We start from the raw sequence: 20,527 nt of genomic DNA on the forward strand, positions 1-20,527 counted from the left end.
ATGAATGGCCTCCTATAGGATGACAGTTAAATGGCTGTGCCAGCACTGCCCTTTGATAGCTTTTCGGAAATAATGAGCACAATTAAAATTAAGAAAATCTGTAAAACGCCATAGGCACATGCAGTTCCAAATTTAAAGGCATATAATTTTTGAAATATAGCAACAGACAGCGGGATTGTAGAAGTACTGTAAATAAGAATAGAGGCTACGAACTCACCTAAACTTTGAACAAGTGCTAGCAAAGTTCCTGCTAATATTCCCGAAAAAGTAAGCGGTAGTACGATACGTCTAAACGTATACCACCAATTTGCACCTAGACTTCGCGATGCCTCCTCGATAGACTGATCTAATTGCACGAGGGAAGCTGATGTTGAACGAAAAACGAGGGGTAAATGTCTAATAAAATAAGCTAATGGTAAAATCCAAAATGTACCGATAAGAACTTGGTTAAAGGCGAAAATGTTTTCAGTACTGAAAGCTGCAATTAAATTGACGGCAACTACAGTACCAGGCAATGCCCAAGGAACCATAATTAAAATATCAAGCAATGTTTTACCTTTAAAATTTAGGCGAACCATCGCATAGGCAGCTGCAACACCGAAAATTACATTACCGAACGTTGCGACGATGCCCATTTGTATTGAGTTCCAAATTGGTCTCCATGTTCGTTCATCCGTAAATAGCGCTATATAATGATCGAGTGTGTAGTCCGTGGGGAGAATTTGAGTTTTCCAGGCACCATCTACTGAAAAAGAAATTAAAATAAGCACTAATATTGGTAAAATTAAAATAAGTGTACCGCCAAAGGACGCAATTGTAGCAATCATTTTCATCCGTTTTGAGGATACTTCAGAGCGATGAACGCTAATTCCTTTACTCAAATTTTGATAGTTTCTACGATTTTGGTACCAGCGCATAATGATTAAAAAGGAAATGGATACAAACGATAAAATCATTGACTGTGTAGCGGCCATTCCCAAATTACCATTTGTTCGTGATAAATATATTTGCATGGTCATTGTTCGTTCTACACCAAACATTAACGGCGCAGTATAGGATGCCATAGAAATCATAAATACAAGTAATGCAGATGCAATGATAGAAGGTGTCAGCATTGGTAATATAACCTTTGTCCATACACGAATACGCCCTGCGCCTAAACTAGTTGCTGCTTCCTCTAATGATGGATCCAGTCCTTTAATAGCAGCCGAAGCGGTTAGATAGAAGTATGTGTACATCGTAAATGTATGTACAACGATTACACCCCATATGCCTTTTAAAGAAAAGGGTACTTGATTTAGTCCAAACAAATGTTGAATTGCACGTGGGAAAATTCCACTTTCTCCGTAAAGAAAAGTAAAAGAAAGTACGCCAACAAGTGGTGGAAGAGCCATTGGTACTAATACTAAAATGGATAGTAGCCGTCTCCCTGGGAAATTATAGCGCTCCAATAAAAAGGCCATTGTAACGCCAACAATTGCACAGCAAATAACACTAATAATCGAGATATATAAACTAGTCCAGAGCGCCTCGAGATTCGCCGGGCTAGCGAGACTAAAAAACTTTTGATAATGCGTAAGTGCATTATCCTCTGAAAAGCTTTGAAGAAAAGTTTGATAGAAAGGATAAATCACATAGGCAAACAACACTAAAAACAATGGTGAAATTAAAATATAAACAAACCATTTCGATTGTGTTAGCCGTGTCCAAGCATTATTTTGATAAGATTGTACAGGTGGTTTTTCCATATGGTATGCCTCCTATTCTCCTAAAAAATAAAGTGATTCACGAGCTATATTTAATGTAATGTCTTCGCCAATATTTTTTAACTGAGCGTTTGTATTAATTATCATGACTTTCAACGAGAAATCGATGAAATCGACAATATAATTCACGCTTATTCCTGTAAATTCAACAAAAGAAATGGTTCCTGTTAATGTGTTTTCACCAGGACCTTGATTGACGGTCTCTGGACGAATCGAAATAAACACGTTGTCTCCAATCATATGCGTTAAATTAGGGGAGCTGTGTTGCTTTCGCCCAGTTAGAACAAGTCCGCTCTTCGTTTTTACTTGTATTTCATCTTCATGAATAGCAATTGTTGTTGCTTCAATTAAATTGGTTTCCCCAATAAAATCGGCGACGAAGCGGTTTAATGGACGATTATAAATCTCCTGAGGTGTGCCAATTTGTTTCACATATCCATTATCCATCACCATAATGCGGTCCGACATGGCCATCGCTTCCATTTGATCGTGCGTTACATAAATGGTTGTGACGCCTAACTCCGATTGAATTCTTTTGATTTCTATGCGCGTTTCCTCTCGTAATTTCGCGTCTAAATTCGACAAAGGCTCATCAAGTAATAAAATATCAGGCTCAATGACAAGTGCTCTTGCCAATGCAACGCGTTGCTGCTGGCCTCCAGATAATTCATTAATTTTTCTATTTCCGTATTGTGTAAGATGCACGAGACCTCTAATCCGATCGACTTTTTGTTTGATGTCAAATTTTGAGAACTTTCGTACTTGTAAACCAAAGGCAATATTTTCGTCTACTGTCATATGCGGAAAAAGGGCGTAATTTTGAAACACCATACCGATATTTCGTTTGTTTGGCTGAAGCAATGTCACATCACGATCATCGAAATAGATTTTCCCTTCAGTAGGGTAATAAAATCCTGCAATCATTCGTAATGTAGTCGTTTTCCCACAGCCACTAGGCCCGAGGAAAGTAAAAAATTCACCTGTTTTAATATCGAGATTTAAATCTTTCACACCATGTACTTTCCCAAATTGCTTAGAGACATTTTCAATTTTGACATTTTTCAAATGAAATGCTCCTTTCTTTTTTGAAAAGATAAGAATGCTATTGCATTCACTTTCCGCACATAAAAGTCTAAGTAGAATACTTATTAGCCTGTAATTGATACAATTCTGAAAAATATCCTTTTTTATTCAATAATTCTTGCATTGAACCTTCTTCAACTATTTGCCCATGTTGCAATACAAGGATTCTATTAACCATTTTTAAAGCAGATAGTTTATGCGTTATTAATAATAATGTTTTTGCTGCTGAAAGGTCAGTTAATGTTTCAATCATATGGTGCTCACTCCTTGCATCAAGAGCTGCCGAAGGTTCATCTAAAATAAGAAATGCTGCATTTCGGAAGTAAGCTCTTGCAATGGCTACCTTCTGCCATTCACCGCCGGATAGTTCTGTTCCATTATCAAAATTTTTACTTAAAATTTGCTCATACCCTTGCTCGAAACTTGCAACTAAATCATTAAGAGAGCTTTGCTCGGACACGCTAGCTAACCTTTCATAATCATTAGTACTTTCCATATGACTAATCATAATATTTTCTTTAAAAGATAACTGATAACGGGAAAAGTCTTGAAACACAATACCGATTATTTGACGATAAGAATCAATATTATATTCTGCAATATCAATGCCGTTTAATTCTATTTTTCCTTCAGTCGGTTCATAAAATCTTGAAATTAGCTTAACGATGGTAGATTTCCCAGCACCATTTTCTCCGACAAGTGCGATTTTTTCTCCCATGTTGATAGTAAAATTAACTTGATGAAGTATGAATTTAGAAGAATTGGGGTATTTAAAAGATACATTTTTAAAAACTAGTGTAAAATTACCGTTTTCTAAGGATAAAATCTCTTTGCCTGATTTTATATCTGAATGTAACGATGTGAATTTAAAATATTTTTCCATATAAAGTAATGTGTCATATAGTAAGCTCGAATTTTCGATAAAACCCGCCAAACTTTGCCGTGCAAGTAAAACAGATGAAGAGAAAATTAGTATATCTCCTGCAGTAAATGTGTTATTTAATACGCCTTTGACTACCCACCAAAAACTTAGGCCAATCCCTGCAATTCCAATTCCTACAAATAAAACAGAGAAGACAGCTTGTTTATATCTGATTTTTTTTACTTCTGTATGAATTTTATTAAACGTCACCATATATTTATTAATAAAAAAGGCAGCAGTATTATATATTTTCACTTCTTTAATGTGTTCTTTTGACAGCATTACTGAACTATAATATTGCATTTTTCTAGATTCTGGACTATTCATTACAAGGGTTTCAAATGCTTCTTTTTGTAATTTATATGTAACGATAGCCTGTGGAACTATAGCAACAAAAATAATGAAAGCAATCAAAATATTAAAGTTCGTCAATAGCACCAACATAGAAATACCAGTTATGACACTACTAATCATGCCAGAAGTAAAAACGATAAGGTTTACGGGTCTCCATGCAGCTTCTTGCTCAAGTATTTGTATATCATCATAAAACTCTGGATTTTCAAAGTAGTATAGTCCTTTTATTTCTGAAGATTTCTCCATTAAAGATTTGTTTAAGTTGGCAATTAATTTATCAGTCATCAAGCCTTGAAAGGTCATTTCGATGGGACCTAATATAGCATTAATAAATGATACTATTATCCAAGATAGTACAAAGAAAATAATTATAGAATAAATGATAGTGTCGGTAGTAGAAATGGCATCAATTAAACCTTTTGAAAACCAAATTGTAAGTGAGGGTAGTATTGCTTGAAATGGAATTATAATTAACAAAACAATAGAATAATACTTTGAAGCTCCCCAAAAAAGAGGGAAGGTTTTTAAGGTAAGTTTGAAATAAGAGTAGATTGTATTCATGATTCTTCACCTAATTATATAGTATATATTTTACTTATATTCCGATTAAAATGACACGGTCACTTATTAATCAATAGACAAGGGACTACAAAAAATAAACGGGTCTCTATGTCCAAATAAATGAAATGTGCTTCATTTAAAAAAGGGACTGTAAATACAGATAATTTTAGGCAATTTTTGATTTGCTAAATATTTTCAAAATAAAATTCAGTTATACTAGAAAATCTAGATTAAAATAAAAAATCCCCTTTAAGAAATTATAAAAACTTATGTAATATTTACATTTATAAGTTCTAAAAGAGGATATCAAATTACTTAATTTTAAATCCAGTGCTTAGGATTCATATAATTCATGGCAATATGATCATATTCTTGATGAGAAATTGGTTGTATTTTTTCAATACTATAACGGTCTCTCATAGGTCTATTATTAATATATCTTAAGTAAACTTTATATCCTTCTTCTACGTTAATGATAGGAAATTTTTTTCCCTTTTCATCATACTCCCAAATTTCAGTCTCTTCAGAAAGAGAATAAAATACATCTAAACCTTCTTCAATATTTTCTGTATGAAGAGTTGTTGGACATTTGAGATAACAACTGGTTCTATATTTTCCAGCACACATCATAGGTGGATATCCACTGAACCTTGTTTTAAATACTGATCCGAAGAAAATAGGGGCGATTCCAATGACTGTTAACTCTAAAGAAAACTCAGAATGTTCTCCGAGTCTGAAAATTAATCCATTATTATCTCGAATCTCAACTAAACAGTTATGTGTAAGAATTAAATCATTTAACCCAATTAAAGTACCTTCTAATAATGGTAATTTCCCATGAGCACTTAAAACTTCAGCTACTTTTTCCCCTTGCATATTTACCTTAGTAACTCTATAAGTATCTTTAGGTAAATAGGAGCTTTCTCTTTTTTGAATATGAGATTCATGCTCCCTTTCTTCCAGATAGATACTTTTATTAAATACCATAAGAATTCCTCCTTTGAGTTTAATTATAATAATTATAAACTGAATACTCAGAAAAGACAATTTGTTATAAAATTAGACAAGGACAAAATTTTAATAATAGATAAACACTACTGTTGATTTCCGTTGCGTGCCGCGTGTTCCACGGGCATACCGTAAGCCGCAATCCTCACTATCTCGCGGTTCGTTGCGGCTCACGTTACGTGCTTTCCCGCAGGAGGTGTCGCCCTCCAATTCAATTAGCTGAAAAGGTAATAATAATCGACTTCAAATTGTTTGAGAATTGTTTGAGTGCCTGGCACTATTTTTTCCCCCTACCTTTAATATTTGTATCCCAGTGCTCCATCCATTCTGCTTCTTTTTCCGCCATAAGCTGCCAATCAATATCAAATGTTTTCAAGTCTAATTCCTGATACCATTCTGGCATTGTCGCGTGATCGATGTCGGAGCGTGTAGGAATTTGGTAGTAATCATTCGCTAATTTCGTCACCATGTCCTTTTCAAATAAAAACTCTACGAACAATTTTGCGTTCTCCAAGTTTTTAGCATTGTTAACAACTGCAACACCATCAACTAAAATTGGTGCACCGCTCTTCGGATAAATGTAATCGAACGGATAATCAGTTGTATATTTCTTTAATAAAATATCTTGCAAATTCCATAAGGAAACACTGCCTTCTTGACGTGTGAGCTTCAAATAAAGTGCATTTGGATCTTGCGTATATTCTTTCGTGTTCGCATCTAATTTTAATAGCCAATCGTAGCCCTTATCAGGTGTAGTTGCATCTTGACGAACAATCATTGAGGAATAAATAGTTCGCATTGTTCCCGAAGCTAATACGCCGCGAATTAAAATTTGATCTTTCCACTTTGGATCTAATAAATCATCCCAATCTTGTGGGCCAGTCTCTTTTGTTAGTAAGTCGCTGTTAATCATTATTACTTCGGGTAAAAGCATTTCACCGAACCAGCGACCTTCTTTATCTTTATAGTTTGCATCAATTGTCTCAATAAAGCTCGGTTGCCACGTATGCAGTAAATCTTCGTTAGCGCCAACCATTAATGCAGATTGTGTACCACCCCACCAGAAATCTGCCTGAGGATTTGCTTTTTCACCGCGTAGACGCTCTAATATTTGCTGAGCACCCATTGTTAAAAACTCCACTTCAATGTCCGGGTACTTCTCATTAAACTGATCGATTACGCCTTGCACCATTTCCTCATCACGTCCTGTATAAATGACCAGTTTGCCAGATGGATTTGTGCTTTCATCTGCTTTTTCTGAATCAGTTGCTTTGTCGCCGTTTGTGGCATTTTTTGTCGAATTTTTATCGTCGGTGTTGCTACAAGCAGCTAAAACGATAAGCATCAGTACAAGAAAAAATCCGAAAATACGTGTCTTTTTCATAATCATCTTCCCCTTCCTATAGTGAGTTACTTACATATTGAAGTATAATACTTAAATAAAGTATTAATGTTAGAATAATTAAAATATTCTAACGCTATTATTATCATAATCCAAAAAAATGACGATTATCAATAACATATATGTGAAAAATAAAAACTCCTTAAAAATGGCTATACCCATTTTTAAGGAGCTGTTATTTTTCGGTTAGCAAGCATATTAGGCAGCAACATGCCTAGTATAACGAGAATTATGCCAACAACTTGTAATAAAGTGAGTGATTCGTGCAATACAATAACGGAAACAGTTACAGCTACAGGTAGTTCAATGGCGCTTAAAATAGAGGCCAGTGCACCACCAACCTTTGGTACTGCAATTGAAAATAAATAAATCGGTAAGATAATACCGAAAAGTCCAAGTGCTAGTCCGAATTTCCATAGCCCTTCAGTGAACAATTTGCCGTTCCATGCAATTTCAGGGTTTAAGAAAATACTGATCATAATAAGTGCAACAAAAGAAACGATTAGAACTCTTGATGTCGTTGTAATCCCTTCAACGGGGCGAGAGTTAAATTGGATAAAGCATGCAAAGGTAAATGCAGCAGCAAACCCAAATAGCCAACCTTGTATTGCAATGCCGCTTAAATCGACATTCAGTACACCAGCCGCCAAAATAGTACCAGCAAATAATACGAGAATCGAAATTACTTCTGGTCTACTTGGCAGTCGTTTATGGAATATGCAGTCTAACAATAAACCAATCCATGTAAATTGAAAGAGCATGACGACGGCAAGTGATGCAGGTAAATATTTTAATGATTCCCCATAGACAATACCAGTAATGCCTGTGAAAATCCCTGCACTGACTAAAATAAGTAAGCCATTCTTTGAAAGTTTCGGTAGTTGTCTTTGCGTTATGATAAAGATTGTTGCAACTAGCATAAAGCCAATAATATATTGGCTTGATACCGCCTCTGATGTTGTAAAGCCATGCTGCATAGCCACTTTGACAATTGTCGATAAAATGCCATAGCTACTTGAAGCGATGACGATCAATAGAGGGTAAATTAAATTTGTTTTCATGCTTAATTATTCCACATCCTAAATCTGTTTCACCATATGATGAAATGGTTCGTCTATGATGGACCATGGTTCAGTAATGGCAAAGCCCATACGTTCATATAAGCGACGAGCATCTTCTTTCTCTGTTTCTACATTTAATGATAATTTTGTGAATCCTCGTTTTTGCGTTTGCTCGATAGCGAATTGAATTAACATTGTACCGATTCCTTTACCACGAGCCGCTGGCGAAACACAAACTGTATCGATATAGTATTCATCCTCATGAGCCTCTTTATCGATGGTAATAGAAGGGGCATTTTTCTCTTCAAGCCATTTTACGAGATTAGCATCCATTTGAATTGCCTGTGCACCATTGTAGTAAACAAGTGTGCCTAATATTTGTTCACCTTCAACCGCCACAAAAGTATTTAAATAAGAGTGTCTGTTATCTTCACGTTTGAAGAGCACTGTCAGTTCCTGTTCAACCTTTGAAGCTGTTTGTTCTCCTGTTAAACGGTTGGCAATATCACCAATCGCATCAATAATTAGTGGAATAACGGCATAAGCATCCTGAGGTTGCGCTTGTCGAATTGTTATACTCATTGTCAAAATCCCTACCTTTCTATAGGCAAGTATAACAAAGATAGATGATGTCTCAAGCTTTTGAAATATTCACTACTTTACTTTTTTAGAATAAGTATAGAGTCTATTGGGGTTAATTTCTGCTACGGGCAGGGGCCTTCTGCTCAGCACTTTATTTGCTGCAACCTCGTTAGCGCGCGTTTTGTCCGTTCTGAGCAGTAGTCGCCATCCTCTACTCCAATTAACTATTCACGTTGGTAGAGAAATAATTTTTTATGACTTTTTAAAAATAATATTAGAGGACTATTGCCGTTGATTCGTCATTTGCAGTCGCGTTCTTTGTGGCACTTCTTAGGATGACCATTTCATTAAGCGATATGAATAATAATTGTTGAACGAAATTTGGCGATTAAGGTCGAAAAAAACCGCGTGTGCTAATACATTTGTTATTTTTCCGAAAGTTTAAAACTTTATAGGAAATCAACTTTCATGTTAATCTATAATGAATAGACTTTCGGGGGGACAACAATGACAAAGGAAGATAAGGATTTTATTTTAGTCTATGGAGATGCATTTATTGACTATATTGCTGATGATGTAACGAATACATCTTTTACTAAATATATGGGTGGCGCAACGGTAAATGTCGCTGCTGGCATTAGCCGTATCGGTGCTCCATCTGCACTCATTACGATTACTGGAGATGACGAAGGTTCGCAATTTGTTCGAGATGGTCTTGCACAAGAAGGCGTGAACCTTGACTTTGCGGTATTTGACCCTGCAAAACGTGTAAGTGGCGTTTACGTGCATTTAACTGAAGCTTGCGAGCGAATTTTCAAAGATTATGTCGATGAGACGCCAAATTTACAAGTTGATGCAACACAATTAGATGATGCTGCCTTTAAACATGCTTCTGCATTAATTGTGTGCTCAGGTACAATGTTTCATCCAACTGCATTAGCAACTACGAGAGCTGCTGTCGAAAAGGCAAAGGAAAAAGGTGCCATTATCGCAATGGATGCCAATATTCGCCCATTACGTTGGAGCAGTGAAGAAGTTTGTAGGGAGACTATTACTTCATTTTTTGAGAATGTAGATATTTTGAAAGTAACTGATGATGAATTATTTTTCTTAACAGAGACAACTAATTTAGAAGATGGCATTGAGCAGTTAAATAGTTACTTAGTACCGATCATTTTAGTAACAGTTGGTGAAGAGGGCACATATGCTGTATTAAACGGGGAAGTTTTCCATGTACCAACAGAAAAAGTTGTCCCAGTAGACACTACGGGTGCAGGAGATGCATTTATGGCTGGTGTATTACGCGATGTCCATTACAACGGTTTACCGACAACTGTAGAAGAGCTAGTACGCTGTGTAAGCTTTGGCAATCGATTAGGTGCCCTTGCAGCGACGAAAGCAGGAGCACTAACAGCGCTACCTTATTATGATGATATTAAACATTTATTAGAGAAATAAAATTTCGGGGCGTGCATATGATGGAAAAAAACTATGATGTGTTAGTGAAAGACCGATTATTTTTTGGTGGTGCGCAAGATGCAGAGGCAGCTTATGCAAATGAGAAGATAGATGTTGTAATTGATGTTCGAGTGAATGGATTAACAGCACAAGAACAAGAAGTAGCTCACTATAACTACAACCATATACCGATCGCTGATGAAGAAGCAGAAGTAGCTCAGTCGATTGACAAAGTTGCGAAAAAAATAGTCTCTGCTTATGAATCAGGACAGAAGATTTATTTCCACTGTGGAAGTGGGGGTGGACGAGCAGGAGTAGCAGCAACTGCTGTGTTAATGGAACTAGGCTTAGCAAATTCGCTAGAGTCAGCACAATTAGCCGTTAAAAAAGCACGCTCACAAGTTACAATTCGTCCAAATATGGCAACGGCTTTAAAGAAGTTGTACGAAAAGTAATGCCGGGTACCTTGGTATCTAAATGATAAATAAAAACAAATCTATATGTAAAAATGTAGCCTGCCATGTCCAATGGTGGGCTTTTTTGAATTTATGGGAACGAGTATGGACAACAGTTTCCTGGCGTAGCCTAGTACATACTATGCAGCAGCTAGAACAGGTAGTTTTTGCAGAAAATGTGAACTACTACAGGAACAGCACGAATAAAAGAGCTGCGCCGTGACTGCTAAAAGGAGAACGACTTGAACGGAACTAATTGACTTGTTATGATTTAGCATTTGAATTTTGTTCTATACATATTAGAACAAAATTGTTATAGTAAAGTTAGAACAAAAAGGCGAGGTGTTTTAAATGGAGGAGTTAGCAAAAATCCCTTGGGCGGTTATAGCGCCAATAATCGTAGTACAAATTATTTTAATGATTATTGCTTTAATTGATCTTCGAAAAATTCATGCAACGAATGGACCGAAAATTTTATGGGTATTTATTATATTATTTATTAATCTATTAGGGCCAGTTGCATATTTTATCGTCGGGAGAAAACAATCATGACAACATTACTACAAGTGACGGGTTTGACGAAGCGTTTTGCCGACAAAACAGTAGTGGATGCAATTGATTTTACGTTAGAAGAACACACATCCACAGCATTAATTGGACCAAATGGTGCAGGGAAGACAACGACCTTATCGATGTTAACAGGCTTATTAAAGCCATCTTTAGGGAGCGTTAAAATGTTGGGTGGAGATTTACGAACAAATATTGGATTCTTACCGCAATATCCGCAGTTTCAGCCTTGGCTAAGTGCGCTAGAGTTTACGGAAATGGCCGCAAAGTTAAGTGGTGTACCTGCTAAAAAGGCGAAGCAAGAGGCTCAAAAAACATTAGAATTTGTAGGCTTAGGAAATGATCTTCATAAAAAGATTGCAACGTTTTCAGGTGGGATGAAGCAACGTCTTGGTATTTCCCAGGCAATTGTTCATAAGCCTAAATTACTGCTGTTAGATGAACCTGTATCTGCTTTAGATCCCGTTGGACGTAGAGAAGTACTTGATTTATTGAAAGGTTTACAGCAGGAGACGACAATTTTGTATTCAACACATATTTTGAATGATGCTGAGGAAATGACTGACCAGCTATTATTTTTGCGTAATGGTAAACTTGTAGAACAGGGAACATTACGTGAAGTGCGCCAACGTTTTGATGAGCCAGCCTATGTCGTAGAATTTAGCACGGTGGAAGAAGCACAGCATTTTATAAGTCAATCTACATTTAAGTGTACAGTTAACGGTTGCTATGTGACAGTAGCCATTCAAGAAGAAAAACCGAGCATGCAACAAGTACTTGAGCGCCTTACTGCTTATCCATATTTAGTGCGAAACGTAGCACGTCAAACGGCGTCGCTAGAGGATATTTTCATGAAGGTGGCGAAAAGAGTATGAATGGATTTAACGTACTACTTCAAAAAGAATTTCGTGACGCGTGGCGTAGTAGAAAGTTTTTATGGATTCCGCTTGTTTTCGCACTTTTAGGTATGAGTGAACCGCTAACCAATTATTATATGAAAGATATTCTAGAGGCTGTAGGCAATATGCCTGAAGGTTTTGCAATGCTGATGCCAGAATTAGTACCTGCTGATTTAATATTAGCTACAATTAGTCAGTTTCAATTAATCGGCTTACTCGTGCTTATGGCTTCTTTTGTAGGCTCTATTAGCAAGGAACGCTCAAATGGTTTGGCTACCTTATTGTATGTACGACCTATTTCTTTTGGAGCATTTTTTATGAGTAAGTTTTTAGTTGTCAGTACAGTAGGCTTTGTAAGTATAGTAGCCGGATTTACGGCAAGTGTTTATTATACGGTTGTGCTGTACGGAACATTTGAGATAGGGACTCTTTTAGCAAGTGTTTGTACGTATTTTATATGGGTATTATTTGTTTTAGCAGTAACACTCATGATGAGTGCGATGTTTAAAACAGTAGTTGCAACAACATGCGCATTTGTTTTCATTTTTGGAGGTCAAATTATTGATGGGCTTGTAGGTACATTTTGGACAATCTCGCCGTGGAAGCTACCACTCTATGGTGTTCAGCTGATTCGTGGAACGATGGAGATGTCTGATTATTGGTGGAGCCTAGCTATTACAGTTGTACTTATATTTGTTTGTATTACTTTAGGCGTTTTTTCAATGAAGAAGAATGCATCAATGACGAAAATATAACAAGAAAAATCCACTTTGACCTCTGCGGCTTACAACGTGCCCGCGGAAAGCGAAGTGGATTTTTACGTTTTAGGAGCAAATATTATGTATTAAAGATACCAATGAAACAGTCACTATTTTAAATCCTTCGCCCAGCTAGTAGGGCATATGATAAATTTCTAAGTAAAAATCCACGTAGACTCCTGCGGGAAAGCACGCAACGTAAGACGCAACAAGCGGCGCGATTAGCGACGGTTGCGGCTTACAACGTGCCCGCGAAAGCGAAGTGGATTTTTACGCTTTAGAAGGAAATACTATGCTAGGTATCTATGCTAAGTGCCAGGCACTCAAATAATTTTTAGTTGATTGGAGTGAAGAGTTGGCGATTTCTGCGGAAAGTGGAATGGATTTTGACAATATAGAAAGTCACATATTTTGAAGCAACAACTTTTATATTTTGTATTGTGAACCATTGTACGAACTCTTCTTGGAATATCCATAACTTAGGAATATAATGTAGCTATAACTTCTGATTTATCAAATAACTCGAAAAATATAAAATCTTGCTATGAGAGTAGGTGATAAGATTGGCTACACAAAATTCCGATCGCTTTCTCACAGCCTTTAATCGAATTGACCATCGACTAAGGGATATTATCGGTGCGAAAGATTTTATGCCTTTTTACCGTCTCGTGGACCAGGCGAAAAAAAAGGACGTTTTAGTACGTAAATATGAAGATGATTTACGCTCCTATGCAGATTTACGCAATGCGATCGTTCATCATCGTACATCTATGGAGTATGTAATTGCAGAACCGCACGTAGATGTAGTAGAGCGCATTGAATATATGGACGCTACACTTGCAAAGCCCACACTTGTCGGACAAATGTTTCGAAAAAGGGTGCTTGTATTCCAAGAAAATGATTCATTAAAGCATGTATTAAAGGTTATTCGTCAACGCAAGTTTACCCAGTTTCCTGTTTATAATAAAGACCAATTTAAAGGGCTTGTGACTACTGTTGGCATTACGAATTGGCTTGCATCTGTAATGGGGGGTAACCATGTGCCGAAACATGTTCCTACATTGCATGATATATTATTGCACGAAAAAAATAGAGTGAATTACAAATTTGTGAGTAGATACATAACGATTTATGAGGCGGAAGAAATATTTAAACAGGGCGTGGAAAGTGGAAAGCGTTTTGAGGCGTTATTGATTACGGAGCATGGGAAAACACACCAAAAACTGATTGGCATAATTACACCATTAGATATTATGAAAATAGAATAGGCAAGACGATACAAGCTGTTAAGGGCTTGATCGTCTTGCTTTATCTTTTAGGCTAATGTATAAGGAGCCATTCGTTTGAACTTGTGCAAAGTAGACATCTTCATAGGATTGGACATTTTGTTTTTTCAGCTTTTTCATTACCCAATCTTCAGTCAATTCAAGTTCCACAATATTTTCTTTAATGAGCTGTCCATCCGATATGACTTCTGTTGGTAAATAAGTAGGCGGAGTGACATCGGCTTTAATATCTTGTTTCGTTGAGGGCTGTTCTGCTGGTTTTAGCAATACGCTTAAATTACCTGTTGTCTCGAGTAATGCGTATTGGACATCCTGAACGGAAAATATTGCTTGTTCGCGTAACATCATCGTTAACTCATCCATGTGCAAGCGATTTTTCTTTAGTCCTGATTCTAATATTAGGCCATTTTGAATAAGTATGGTTGGCTTATCGTCAACCAGTACACGTGCTTTTTTAGATTTGATAGTAATAACGGTCATGAGATACGTTAAAACGCTCCACCATATTAATGCAATAAGTCCTTCTAAAAAAGGTGTCTCAGATTGTGCCGCAATTTCTGAAGCGATGGATCCAAATGTAATACCTGTTGTATAGTGGAAAAATGTAAGCTGGCCTAGCTGTTTTTTACCAAGTAATCGTGTAACAATGAGTAATGCAAAAAAGGAAAGGGTTGCTCTAATTACCATTTCCCAAACGTTGGCGTGGAAAAATTCATCTACAGTCATACAAAAATCAACTCCTTAGAACTGCTATCGAGAAATAGCTTGTGCAAAAAGAGGAATTGTATGCGACAATCATTTATAAATTAGGTTGTTGAAAAAATAAGGAAGTGTGGTGGTAGCATGAACAAACAAATAGAGAATTCTAACAATCCTGTCTTTCCGATTATGATTGCTATTGCCGTTGCCCATCTTATCAATGATACGATGCAATCTGTTATACCTGCAATGTTTCCAATATTGAAGAGTGAGCTCGGTTTGACCTTTACGCAAATCGGGCTTATTTCATTTGTATTAAACATGTTTGCTTCAGCTCTACAACCTGTTGTAGGCTATGTCAGCGATAAAAAGCCAATGCCATATGCTTTACCTATAGGAATGATTAGCTCATTTATTGGGATAGCCATTTTAGCTTTCACAACGCAATACTGGGTAATTATTATAGCCGTATTATTTTTAGGCCTTGGTTCAGCGATATTTCACCCAGAAGGTTCACGCGTTTCATTTATGGCAGCAGGCTCTAAAAGAGGGCTTTCACAATCAATTTACCAAGTTGGGGGAAACTCTGGACAAGCGCTTGCGCCATTAATTAGTGCTTACATTTTGGACATTTTTGGACAACGTGGAGCAGCTTTTGTGCTTATTGCGACAACGATAGGAATTATATTGTTGAGTAAGATTGCCGGATGGTATAAAAAGCAATTGGAGCTAGAACGTCTATCAAAGAAAAAACGTACTTTAGTATCATCTTTGCCTCCACTGACAAAGAAACAAGTGGGAATCGCTTTAACATTATTATTTACTATTATTTTTGCACGATCATTTTATACAACGAATATAACAAGTTTTTATGTTTTTTATTTAATGGATCATTATCATGTTAGTCTGCGACTTGGACAAATTTTAATTTTTACTTTTATGGCTTTTGGTGTTGTTGGCACGTTTTTTGGGGGATCATTATCAGACCGGATCGGTAGAAAAAATGTAATTTTACTTTCAGTCGTTGTACCAATGCCATTCTGTTTAGCATTGCCATATGTACCGTTATGGACAGCAGCAATATTTTTAGTTATTATCGGCACATTAATTATGATTAGCTTCTCTGTAACAGTTGTTTATGCACAAGAACTTGTACCATCTAAAATTGGTACAATGGCGGGATTAACGACTGGCTTTGCATTTGGTATGGGGGCAATTGGAGCAATTGTAATTGGAGTATTAATGGATCATAAAGGTATTGATTTCACAATGTTGATTGTTTCATTACTGCCATTATTATTACTAGTAGCATTTTTCTTACCAAAAGATAAACCTGCATCTGCTTTGTAAGAAAAAACACGCCTCTACACTGGAGGCGTGTTAGCTAGGTGTATAATTAAAAAGGGAAGAATTCCGGTTTAACGGCTTCCTACCTTCACCTCAATCTAGTCACCGCTGCAATAAAATCAACATTGCTAAAAACGTCATTTTAAATGCGTGGTTACAAACTATTGCCGTAATGGGGATGTAAATTCTACCGGTAACTTTTCTTTATCATTCACCAAGCCCTCAGTAATATGGATTTCATGCATTTTATCGTTGTAAGTAAATTTAAATATCCCATTATCAAAATCAGTGCCAATTTCTTTGAAGAAGATACCTTCAATTGAAACATACCGTGGACAAGTAAAGGCTATTTTAAAATTGTCCTGGTCTTTAATCAAATAGGCACGTACACCTTTTTCGTATGTATCATAGGTGTCATCTTCAGTTGGACGTTGGACAGCTACAATGTGGAAATCTACAAAAGGAACCTCTTTTAATAGGACATTCAGGAATGATCCTTTTGTTATTTCCTCCCAACGGCTTTGTGCACTTTGACCAACGATGATTTGAGAAATGCCGTAATTTTTCGCTACTTCAGCAATGACCTTTTGAATAGGACGTTTTTCATTATCTAATAAAATGAACTTTTCAACATCAAGTTCTTCGGATAGGTCTTTCCACTGTTCGATGTAACCAGATTTCTCAGCATCAAAGGCATCGAGGGGTTGTGAATCGACCGATAGAATATAGAGTGGGCAATCGAGCATCATGGCCATTTTATGACCTCGACGAATTAAGCGCTCTCCATTTAGCCCATAGTAGACACAAACTAAAATACTTTCGTCTAATCTCCCTTTAACATGCTTCATTAAAAATATACACCTCTTTATCCTATTGTAATTTTGTTATTTGTACTGCGAATTTTGAAAAAATATCCTAAAACAGCTAAAATGAAGGCTGTTACAGTGCATTATGCTTATTTATATTGTATACTTTAAAGTGAATAAAAGTTAATGACGATATACGGGAAACCCTTAAGGAATTCGGCTTATATCCATGTTCTAAGATTGTTTTGTTTATGCATAATGTGCATTTAAATGATTAGCTTCCATATGCCACATTATTATGCAGTGAGTTAAATAGATAGTCAAGTGTTGATGAAATTAAACATATATCAAGTGTCTAATGTACGATACATGTTCGGTATCCACATCGATTAGTACAGGTAAACATCCAAATTTAGAAGAGTTCTGATATATTCATTCAACTTTTTGTCTACTATGTACCTCTTTAAGAAGGGGATAGCAGGCTTGTATTTTACAGTAGTTATTCAAACGCTGCTAATTAACGTTAAAGCAACGGCGAATGTCAAAGATTTTGTAAGGAATAATTTAGGAGCTATTTTATAGTATGCATTTATGTACTATCAGCTAACTGACCTGTATCTTGCAGGCCTAAAAATACAAAATCTCGGGCGCAAAATTGCTGGACGAAATTGATTGTAGGAGGTTTTCATTTGGTTACAGTTCTCATTGCGATACTTTTACCATTTATATGTGCCGCTCTAATCCCTTTACTCTATAGGCGACTAAGGCGTGTTATACATTTAGGCTGGTTTGTTTTATCCGTTCCAATCATATTGTTTATTTTACTCGCACGGTACATTCCTCAAATTGCCGAGGGTAAAACATTTATTCATACATATGAGTGGATTCCCTCTTTTGATATAAACTTCACGACATATCTCGACGGGCTCAGCATTATTTTTGGTTTGCTGATTACAGGTGTAGGTAGTTTAGTTATTTTATATTCAATTTTTTATTTATCAACGAAAGAATCTCTTCATCATTTTTACTGCTACTTATTACTATTCATGGGCGCTATGCTCGGCGTCGTCTTTTCAGATAATTTAATGGTGCTGTATACATTTTGGGAATTAACAAGTGTGTCTTCATTTTTGTTAATTGCATTCTGGCATCATCGTAAAGCTTCACGTGCCGGTGCACGAAAAGCAATGACTATTACTGTTTTCGGTGGTCTTTCCATGCTTGCGGGTTTCCTAATGCTATATGTAGCTTCAGGAACATTTAGTATTCGCGACATAGTAGCTAACGTAGAGGTAATACGGGAACATTCACTATTTGTTCCAGCGCTATTGCTAATTTTAGTAGGTGCTTTTACTAAATCCGCACAATTTCCTTTTCATATTTGGTTGCCTGATGCGATGGAGGCCCCAACTCCAGTTAGTGCCTACCTCCACTCGGCTACTATGGTGAAAGCTGGGATTTATTTAGTTGCACGTTTTTCTCCAGTATTTGGTGGTGAGGCTATTTGGTTCTGGTTAGTTAGTGGAATTGGCCTTTTAACATTGTTCTGGGGCTCGTTCAATGCAGTACGTCAAACAGACTTAAAAGCGTTACTAGCGTTTTCAACAGTTAGTCAGCTTGGGTTAATTATGAGTTTATTTGGTCTTGGTTCCGTAGGGCATTATTTTGGATATGCTGAAAGTTCAATAATATACACACAAGCGAGTTTTGCCGCATTGTTCCACCTTATTAATCACTCCACATTTAAAGGGGCGTTATTCATGATGGTCGGTATTGTTGACCATGAAGTTGGAACACGTGATATACGTCGTCTCGGTGGTTTAATGGCGTTAATGCCGGTGACATTTACGATAGCTGTAATAGGCGGATTATCAATGGCTGGATTACCTCCATTTAATGGTTTCTTAAGTAAGGAGATGTTCTTCACTGCAGTGTTACAAATTCGTGAGGTCAATATCTTTTCTATGGATAGTTGGGGTGTTATATTCCCTATCGTGGCATGGGTCGCAAGTATTTTTACGTTTGTTTACAGCATGATTTTAATTGTTAATACATTTTTTGGTAAATTGCAACCCGCTAAATTGGATAAAAAACCACATGAAGCCCCGATTGGGATGCTCATTTCGCCAATAGTACTTTGTTTATTAGTAGTTGCAATTTTCTTCTTTCCAAACGTCCTTGGCCATTATATTTTAGAGCCTGCAATGGCTAGTATTTATCCAACATTCCCATCTGCTAGTGAATTAACACCACATATTTATGCATGGCATGGTGTTAATCCTGAATTGTTAATGACCATTGGCGTAATAATTATCGGCATTATTTTATTTAAAACATTAAAAAGCTGGAAGCCTCTATATCGTGTTTTTTCACAAAACTATACGTTTAACACCTACTATAATCGCTTTATAGAGTTTAGTGAAAAAGGCTCTATGAAGTTCACTAATCGTTATATGTCAGGCAATTTAACGCATTATTTTGTCTATATCTATGTGTTTTTTGTCGCGCTTATTGCTGGATATTTTATATGGTCTGATGCCATGGTATTTGATTTTGCAAAGGATTCACCAGTAGAGTCCTATGAGCTCATTTTAGTGTTTGTTATGATGTTTGCTGCAATATGGATGATTTTCGCAAAGGGACGAATCACGGCTATGTTATTGAACGGTGTTCTTGGCTATTCAATCGCATTCTTCTTCGTAATTTTCCGAGCACCTGATTTGGCACTTACGCAACTAGTTGTTGAATCTGTGACAACAGCATTGTTTCTGTTGTGTTTTAAATTTTTACCGGATTTAATGCCTGAAACCTCACGCAAAAGAGTGAAGTTGTCAAATGCTGTTATCGCCATTTTTGTAGGTGCAACGGTAACGTTAGTTGGTTTAGCTGTCGTGCACTATGACCGCTTTGAGACTGTCGCGCTGTACTTTAATGATGCGTATGACTTAGCTGGCGGATCAAATATTGTTAACACTATTTTAGGGGATTTTCGTGCGTTTGATACGATGTTAGAGGTTGTCGTTCTTTTAATTGCTGGCTTAGGCGTGTACACGCTGACAAAGCTCAAGCCACGAAAGAAGGAGGCAGACCATGAAAATTAATGACGTTATTTTACGTACTATTACGAAGGCTGTCGTATTCATTATTTTAACGCTTGGTATTTACTTATTCTTTGCAGGACACCATGCTCCGGGTGGAGGTTTTATAGGTGGTCTCGTGCTTGCTTCCGCAATAGTACTGCTATATTTAGCTTACGATATTGAAACAGTGCACAAAGGGATGCCGTTTGATTTTAAAAAGGTAGCAGCACTGGGCGTATTATTAGCGACAGGTACGGCCATCGGTTCCCTGTTTTTTGATGTACCATTTTTATCACAAGCATATACGTATATTGATGTTCCGATTTTTGGAAAAATGGGCTTCTCGACTGTTACTATTTTTGAAGCTGGCGTGGCGTTAACGGTTGTTGGTGTTGTTGTGACAATTATTTTAAGTATAAGTGAGGATGAATAG

At 36.7% G+C, this 20,527-nt stretch carries 18 protein-coding genes; 9 read left to right on the forward strand and 9 right to left on the reverse strand.

Annotation, left to right across the window (positions count from 1 at the left end; translation table 11 throughout):
- Positions 1 to 26 precede the first annotated feature (26 nt).
- From ACQKNX_RS23320 to ACQKNX_RS23350, 7 genes are all read right to left on the reverse strand, one after another.
- Positions 27 to 1,748, reverse strand: a complete 1,722-nt coding sequence (locus ACQKNX_RS23320) for an ABC transporter permease (protein WP_427430936.1) — start codon at positions 1,746 to 1,748, stop codon at positions 27 to 29.
- A 12-nt stretch (positions 1,749 to 1,760) separates the two neighbouring features.
- Positions 1,761 to 2,831, reverse strand: coding sequence for an ABC transporter ATP-binding protein (locus ACQKNX_RS23325; RefSeq protein WP_427430937.1), 1,071 nt, complete (start codon positions 2,829 to 2,831; stop codon positions 1,761 to 1,763).
- Between the two features lie 67 nt (positions 2,832 to 2,898).
- Positions 2,899 to 4,686 (reverse strand): ABC transporter ATP-binding protein, encoded by a 1,788-nt coding sequence (locus tag ACQKNX_RS23330; RefSeq protein WP_427430938.1) that lies wholly within the window; start codon positions 4,684 to 4,686, stop codon positions 2,899 to 2,901.
- 321 nt (positions 4,687 to 5,007) lie between these two features.
- Positions 5,008 to 5,673, reverse strand: a complete 666-nt coding sequence (locus ACQKNX_RS23335; RefSeq protein ID WP_427430939.1) for a hypothetical protein — start codon at positions 5,671 to 5,673, stop codon at positions 5,008 to 5,010.
- Positions 5,674 to 5,971: 298 nt separating this feature from the next.
- Positions 5,972 to 7,078: an extracellular solute-binding protein gene (locus ACQKNX_RS23340; RefSeq protein WP_427430940.1), complete on the reverse strand. Its 1,107-nt coding sequence runs from the start codon at positions 7,076 to 7,078 to the stop codon at positions 5,972 to 5,974.
- A gap of 182 nt (positions 7,079 to 7,260) precedes the next feature.
- Positions 7,261 to 8,157, reverse strand: coding sequence for an EamA family transporter (locus ACQKNX_RS23345; protein ID WP_427430941.1), 897 nt, complete (start codon positions 8,155 to 8,157; stop codon positions 7,261 to 7,263).
- Positions 8,158 to 8,175: 18 nt separating this feature from the next.
- Positions 8,176 to 8,739, reverse strand: a complete 564-nt coding sequence (locus tag ACQKNX_RS23350; protein ID WP_427430942.1) for a GNAT family N-acetyltransferase — start codon at positions 8,737 to 8,739, stop codon at positions 8,176 to 8,178.
- A gap of 507 nt (positions 8,740 to 9,246) precedes the next feature.
- Here ACQKNX_RS23350 and ACQKNX_RS23355 point away from each other — a divergent pair.
- From ACQKNX_RS23355 to ACQKNX_RS23380, 6 genes are all read left to right on the forward strand, one after another.
- Positions 9,247 to 10,197, forward strand: a complete 951-nt coding sequence (locus ACQKNX_RS23355; RefSeq protein ID WP_427430943.1) for a carbohydrate kinase family protein — start codon at positions 9,247 to 9,249, stop codon at positions 10,195 to 10,197.
- A gap of 17 nt (positions 10,198 to 10,214) precedes the next feature.
- Entirely contained in the window at positions 10,215 to 10,652 is a 438-nt protein-coding gene (locus ACQKNX_RS23360) for a protein-tyrosine phosphatase family protein (RefSeq protein ID WP_427430944.1), read from the forward strand.
- 351 nt (positions 10,653 to 11,003) lie between these two features.
- Entirely contained in the window at positions 11,004 to 11,204 is a 201-nt protein-coding gene (locus ACQKNX_RS23365) for a PLD nuclease N-terminal domain-containing protein (protein WP_340821383.1), read from the forward strand.
- Positions 11,201 to 12,094, forward strand: a complete 894-nt coding sequence (locus ACQKNX_RS23370; protein ID WP_427430945.1) for an ATP-binding cassette domain-containing protein — start codon at positions 11,201 to 11,203, stop codon at positions 12,092 to 12,094. Before ACQKNX_RS23365 ends, ACQKNX_RS23370 begins: the two co-directional genes overlap by 4 nt.
- On the forward strand, positions 12,091 to 12,873 hold the full coding sequence (locus ACQKNX_RS23375) for an ABC transporter permease (RefSeq protein ID WP_427430946.1): 783 nt from the start codon (positions 12,091 to 12,093) through the stop codon (positions 12,871 to 12,873). Before ACQKNX_RS23370 ends, ACQKNX_RS23375 begins: the two co-directional genes overlap by 4 nt.
- A gap of 557 nt (positions 12,874 to 13,430) precedes the next feature.
- Entirely contained in the window at positions 13,431 to 14,144 is a 714-nt protein-coding gene (locus tag ACQKNX_RS23380; RefSeq protein WP_427430947.1) for a CBS domain-containing protein, read from the forward strand.
- 18 nt (positions 14,145 to 14,162) lie between these two features.
- Here ACQKNX_RS23380 and ACQKNX_RS23385 read toward each other — a convergent pair whose 3' ends face one another.
- Positions 14,163 to 14,888, reverse strand: a complete 726-nt coding sequence (locus tag ACQKNX_RS23385) for a DUF421 domain-containing protein (RefSeq protein WP_427430948.1) — start codon at positions 14,886 to 14,888, stop codon at positions 14,163 to 14,165.
- A gap of 117 nt (positions 14,889 to 15,005) precedes the next feature.
- Between ACQKNX_RS23385 and ACQKNX_RS23390 the strand changes: the two genes are divergently transcribed.
- Positions 15,006 to 16,211 carry an MFS transporter gene (locus ACQKNX_RS23390; protein ID WP_427430949.1) on the forward strand — a complete coding sequence of 402 codons (1,206 nt, stop codon included), beginning with the start codon at positions 15,006 to 15,008 and terminating at the stop codon, positions 16,209 to 16,211.
- Between the two features lie 158 nt (positions 16,212 to 16,369).
- Here ACQKNX_RS23390 and ACQKNX_RS23395 read toward each other — a convergent pair whose 3' ends face one another.
- Positions 16,370 to 17,056, reverse strand: coding sequence for a histidine kinase (locus tag ACQKNX_RS23395; RefSeq protein ID WP_427430950.1), 687 nt, complete (start codon positions 17,054 to 17,056; stop codon positions 16,370 to 16,372).
- Positions 17,057 to 17,703: 647 nt separating this feature from the next.
- On the opposite strand from ACQKNX_RS23395, the gene ACQKNX_RS23400 reads away from it, so the two are divergent.
- Entirely contained in the window at positions 17,704 to 20,115 is a 2,412-nt protein-coding gene (locus ACQKNX_RS23400; RefSeq protein ID WP_427430951.1) for a Na+/H+ antiporter subunit A, read from the forward strand.
- Positions 20,105 to 20,527, forward strand: a complete 423-nt coding sequence (locus ACQKNX_RS23405) for a Na(+)/H(+) antiporter subunit B (RefSeq protein ID WP_340821375.1) — start codon at positions 20,105 to 20,107, stop codon at positions 20,525 to 20,527. The genes ACQKNX_RS23400 and ACQKNX_RS23405 overlap by 11 nt, the downstream gene beginning before the upstream one ends.

The organism is Lysinibacillus sp. NPDC093712, assembly GCF_050280025.1.
GTDB lineage: Bacteria > Bacillota > Bacilli > Bacillales_A > Planococcaceae > Lysinibacillus.

Excerpts from the sequence above, each read along its gene's own strand:
- ACQKNX_RS23360 (WP_427430944.1), top strand. The coding sequence starts at position 10,215 with ATGATGGAAAAAAACTATGATGTGTTAGTGAAAGACCGATTATTTTTT.
- ACQKNX_RS23320 (WP_427430936.1), bottom strand. The coding sequence starts at position 1,748 with ATGGAAAAACCACCTGTACAATCTTATCAAAATAATGCTTGGACACGG.
- ACQKNX_RS23340 (WP_427430940.1), bottom strand. The coding sequence starts at position 7,078 with ATGAAAAAGACACGTATTTTCGGATTTTTTCTTGTACTGATGCTTATC.
- ACQKNX_RS23345 (WP_427430941.1), bottom strand. The coding sequence starts at position 8,157 with ATGAAAACAAATTTAATTTACCCTCTATTGATCGTCATCGCTTCAAGT.
- ACQKNX_RS23365 (WP_340821383.1), top strand. The coding sequence starts at position 11,004 with ATGGAGGAGTTAGCAAAAATCCCTTGGGCGGTTATAGCGCCAATAATC.
- ACQKNX_RS23355 (WP_427430943.1), top strand. The coding sequence starts at position 9,247 with ATGACAAAGGAAGATAAGGATTTTATTTTAGTCTATGGAGATGCATTT.
- ACQKNX_RS23335 (WP_427430939.1), bottom strand. The coding sequence starts at position 5,673 with ATGGTATTTAATAAAAGTATCTATCTGGAAGAAAGGGAGCATGAATCT.
- ACQKNX_RS23375 (WP_427430946.1), top strand. The coding sequence starts at position 12,091 with ATGAATGGATTTAACGTACTACTTCAAAAAGAATTTCGTGACGCGTGG.
- ACQKNX_RS23385 (WP_427430948.1), bottom strand. The coding sequence starts at position 14,888 with ATGACTGTAGATGAATTTTTCCACGCCAACGTTTGGGAAATGGTAATT.
- ACQKNX_RS23390 (WP_427430949.1), top strand. The coding sequence starts at position 15,006 with ATGAACAAACAAATAGAGAATTCTAACAATCCTGTCTTTCCGATTATG.
- ACQKNX_RS23330 (WP_427430938.1), bottom strand. The coding sequence starts at position 4,686 with ATGAATACAATCTACTCTTATTTCAAACTTACCTTAAAAACCTTCCCT.
- ACQKNX_RS23350 (WP_427430942.1), bottom strand. The coding sequence starts at position 8,739 with ATGAGTATAACAATTCGACAAGCGCAACCTCAGGATGCTTATGCCGTT.
- ACQKNX_RS23370 (WP_427430945.1), top strand. The coding sequence starts at position 11,201 with ATGACAACATTACTACAAGTGACGGGTTTGACGAAGCGTTTTGCCGAC.
- ACQKNX_RS23405 (WP_340821375.1), top strand. The coding sequence starts at position 20,105 with ATGAAAATTAATGACGTTATTTTACGTACTATTACGAAGGCTGTCGTA.
- ACQKNX_RS23395 (WP_427430950.1), bottom strand. The coding sequence starts at position 17,056 with ATGAAGCATGTTAAAGGGAGATTAGACGAAAGTATTTTAGTTTGTGTC.